The sequence below is a fragment of the Actinomadura rubrisoli genome (assembly GCF_004349215.1).
GTDB classification, from domain to species: Bacteria; Actinomycetota; Actinomycetes; order Streptosporangiales; family Streptosporangiaceae; genus Spirillospora; species Spirillospora rubrisoli.
On sequence record NZ_SMKU01000567.1, the window covers coordinates 1 to 3,401 of the forward strand.

The 3,401-nt window shown below is 74.1% G+C and carries 4 protein-coding genes and 1 pseudogene; all 5 read right to left on the reverse strand.

All coding sequences use genetic code 11. The features are described 5' to 3' along the window. Window positions 1-56 precede the first annotated feature (56 nt). Window positions 57-1,136 (reverse strand): polyprenyl synthetase family protein, encoded by a 1,080-nt coding sequence (locus E1298_RS45380; protein ID WP_131903561.1) that lies wholly within the window; start codon window positions 1,134-1,136, stop codon window positions 57-59. Then, entirely contained in the window at window positions 1,126-2,622 is a 1,497-nt protein-coding gene (locus tag E1298_RS45385) for an ABC1 kinase family protein (protein ID WP_131903562.1), read from the reverse strand. Before E1298_RS45385 ends, E1298_RS45380 begins: the two co-directional genes overlap by 11 nt. Then, window positions 2,619-3,002 carry a hypothetical protein gene (locus E1298_RS49025; protein WP_165975971.1) on the reverse strand — a complete coding sequence of 128 codons (384 nt, stop codon included), beginning with the start codon at window positions 3,000-3,002 and terminating at the stop codon, window positions 2,619-2,621. The genes E1298_RS45385 and E1298_RS49025 overlap by 4 nt, the downstream gene beginning before the upstream one ends. After that, entirely contained in the window at window positions 2,999-3,265 is a 267-nt protein-coding gene (locus tag E1298_RS49030; RefSeq protein WP_165975972.1) for a hypothetical protein, read from the reverse strand. Before E1298_RS49030 ends, E1298_RS49025 begins: the two co-directional genes overlap by 4 nt. A gap of 22 nt (window positions 3,266-3,287) precedes the next feature. Further along, a pseudogene (locus E1298_RS52075) lies at window positions 3,288-3,392 on the reverse strand (hypothetical protein); the annotation flags it as partial. Window positions 3,393-3,401 lie beyond the last annotated feature (9 nt).

A 3,401-nucleotide genomic window follows, 5' to 3' on the forward strand; every position in this document is an offset into this window, starting at 1 on the left:
CACCGGAACACCCCCCGGGAGCGTCTCCCGCAGTGGATCGGTCTCCCCGGGGTGCGCTAGGCGGTGCGGTGGAGGGCGGCGGTGGTGAGTTCGGAGAGGGCCTGGCGGGCGGACGGGTGGACGGGGGCGGTCGTGAGGATGGACAGGGCCCGCTCGCCGCGTTCGGCGATCATGGCCTCGACGGCCGCGACGGCGCCGGTGTCGCGGAGGACCTCGCGGAGCCGCCCGGCTCCCGCCTCGTCGATCTGGGACGTCCCGTACAGCGCGTCGATCAGCCGGCGCTGGGCGGGGGCGGCGCGGCGGAGGGCGTGGGCGATCAGGACGGTGGGCTTGCCCTGGCGGAAGTCGTCGATGCTGGGCTTCCCGGTGACGGCCGGGTCCCCGAACGCGCCGAGGAGGTCGTCGCGGAGCTGGAACGCCTCGCCCAGGGCCAGCCCGAACCCGGAGTAGGCCGCGAGGAGGGCCGGGGAGGCCCCCGCCAGCACGCCGCCGAGTTGCAGGGGGCGTTCGGCGGTGTACTTGGCGGTCTTGTAGCGGACGATCGTCATCGACCGCCCGGCGCAGGACGGTCCGCGGGACTGCTCCAGCATGTCGAGGTACTGGCCGTAGAACAGCTCGGACCGCATGCGGTTGTAGTGCCGGTGCGCCGTCGCCAGCCGCGGGGCGTCCAGGCCGCTGGTGCGCAGGAGCTCGTCCGCCCACGTCATGCACAGGTCGCCCAGCAGGATGGCCGAGGCGGCGCCGAACCGCTCGGAGTTCCCGCGGCGGCGGGAGCGGGCGTGCCGGTCGGCCAGGACGCGGTGGACGGTGGGGCGGCCGCGTCTCAGGTCGCTGCCGTCCATGATGTCGTCGTGGATGAGGCAGAACGCGTGGAAGACCTCCAGGGCGGCGGCGACACGGAGGATCTCCTGGCCCTCGCCGCCGCCCGCGCCGCGCCACCCCCAGTAGCACAGGACCGGCCGGATGCGCTTCCCGCCGTGCAGGATGAACTCGGTGACCGTGGTGAACACCGTGTGGATCTCGCGGTCCCCGATCTTGTACAGCTGCGCCCCGAGGAACGTCGTGAGGACGTCGTCGATGCGCGCCCGGAGCCGCCCGGTGGACGGCTGGACGAGCGCACCGCGCTCAGCGTTCATGTCGTGTCCGCGAGCGCCACAGCAGGACGCCGGCGGCGATCAGCGCGGCCTGCGCCCCGCGTCCGGACATGACGCTGGGACGGCGCCTCTTGTCCCCCAGCAGGCCCAGCCGCACGGTGAGCTCGCGGTTGGCCATGTCGCGGGCGAGGCCGCGGAACTGCTCGGGCGCCAGCGTGTTGCCGATCAGCAGGTCCATCGCCGTGCGCGCCGCCTGGATCTCCGACAGCGACTCCGAGGCCAGATGGAACAGGATGCCGCGCAGCTCGTCCTCGAAGACCTCCGTGAGCGCCAGCTCGGGGGCCAGGTACCGGACGGAGCCCTCGATGTTGGCGAACGACTTGCCCAGCAGCGAGACGACGGGGCTGGTCTGGATCCCGCGCCGCGTGGAGTACTTGAGGACGGAGGTGAGGGTGACGCCGAAGTCCAGCTGCTCCAGCGACGCGGTCGCGACCTTGGGGACCAGGATCGCCATGTCCCCGGCGAAACCCGTGATGTCCGCCCAGGGGGCGGCCTTGCCCAGCTCCAGCCAGGCGCGGGCGAGGCCCGGCCCGTCGTTGTGGGCCAGGCTCAGCAGGATGGTCATCAGCGTCATGCTCATGCGCCGGTCGACGCGTCCGACCATGCCCCAGTCGATGAGGTGCGCCCTCTCGCCCGGCGCCACCAGGATGTTGCCCGGGTGCGGGTCGGCGTGGAAGAAGCGGTCGACGAAGTAGCCCCGGTACATGAACGCCAGCAGCTCGCGGCCGATGCCGACCCGCTGCTCCTCGGTCAGGGACCGCCGGTCGACCTCCCGGATGGACCGCCCCGGCGCCAGCGTCTGCACCATCGCCCTCGGGGTCGCCCAGACCACGCCGGGCACGGCGAGGTGCTCGGAGTCGGCGACCAGGTCCCGGGCGCGCTCCATGTTGGCCGCCTCGGCGGTGAAGTCCAGCTCGGCGCCCATGGCGTCGAAGATGATGCCGAGCGCGGACTCGATGTCGATGACGGCGTTGAAGGCGGGGAAGGCCCGGACGAGGACGCGCGCCGTCCTGCGCATCATCGCCATGTCCGCCAGGACGAGGGACCGGATGTCGGGCCGCTGCACCTTGAGGACGCCGTCGCCCCCGCCGCGCAGCGTCACCCGGTAGGTCTGGGCGAGCGAGGCCGACCCCAGCGGCCGGGGGTCGATGCGGTCGAACCGGTCCCTCCAGCCGGGCCCGAGCTCGGCGGCCAGGACCGGTTCGAAGGCCGGGAACGGGGCCGCCGACACGTGGTCGTGCAGCTTGGCCAGCTCGGCCATGATCTCCTGGGAGACGATGTCGGGACGCGTGGAGAGCATCTGGCCGACCTTCACGTAGAAGGGGCCCAGCCGTTCCAGCGCCAGCCGGACGGCGCGCGGGGTGTCCCGGCCGTCCGCGGGGTCTCCGCGCGTCACCGTCCGCAGCGCCCCGCCGCCGGCGAGCCCGCCGAGCTCCCTGGCCACGGTGAGGAGCCGCCGGGCGCTCATGCGTCTCCGGCCGGCGCGGACGACGGCGGACGGCAGCGCATCGACGGCCCGCCCGCCGATCCCGGCCGGACCGGCGGACCGGCGCCCCGCGGCGTCGAGGCCGGAACCGGGGGCGGCGGCGCCCACGCCGAGGGGCCGGTCAGCGAGGCGAGCAGGACACGGACCAGGATCTCGTTCGTGCACTCGTCACCGCGTTCCGCGCGGTACGCCCTGAACGTCCGCCCGGATCGGATGTCGTCGCACAGTTCTCGCGGTTCGACGAAGCGCCGCTCGTCCGGATCGTACAACCGCCCGTCCGCGTCCAGGCGCAGGCGCCTGGCGTGCCGCGCCCGGTCCGGCGGCCCGTCGGCGCCCTCGCGGCCTTCCCGGCGCCGGCTCACCGCGCGTCTTCGTCGGACGACTCGCCCCGCACGCGCCGGGCCAGTTCCCGGACCTCGCGCTCCAGGCGGGTGAGCTGGTCGGTGACGATGTGCAGTTCGTCCTCCGTCCGGCGGCCCCGCCCCGGCTCGCCGCCGCGCTCGTGGCGCCTGGCGCGGCGCCGCAGCCTGCGGTGCAGGTCCTCCAGGTCGTCGAGGATCTCCTCGATGTCCGCGTCGCCCGCGTCCCGGTCCTCGTCGTCGCGCCGGTCGTCGCGGTCCTCCACCGCCGTGCGCGCCGCCCGCCGAGTGGAGGCGCAGGGTGACGTAGTCGTCCAGCGAGGGCGTGCGGGCACCCGCCTGGTTCGCGATCTGCCAGGCCACACCGTCCAGCCAGGCCCGGTGGGACGCCACGAACCGCTG

Bases quoted from the DNA above. Each gene is read 5' to 3' on its own strand.
- E1298_RS45380 (WP_131903561.1), bottom strand. From the start codon at position 1,136: ATGAACGCTGAGCGCGGTGCGCTCGTCCAGCCGTCCACCGGGCGGCTC.
- E1298_RS45385 (WP_131903562.1), bottom strand. From the start codon at position 2,622: ATGAGCGCCCGGCGGCTCCTCACCGTGGCCAGGGAGCTCGGCGGGCTC.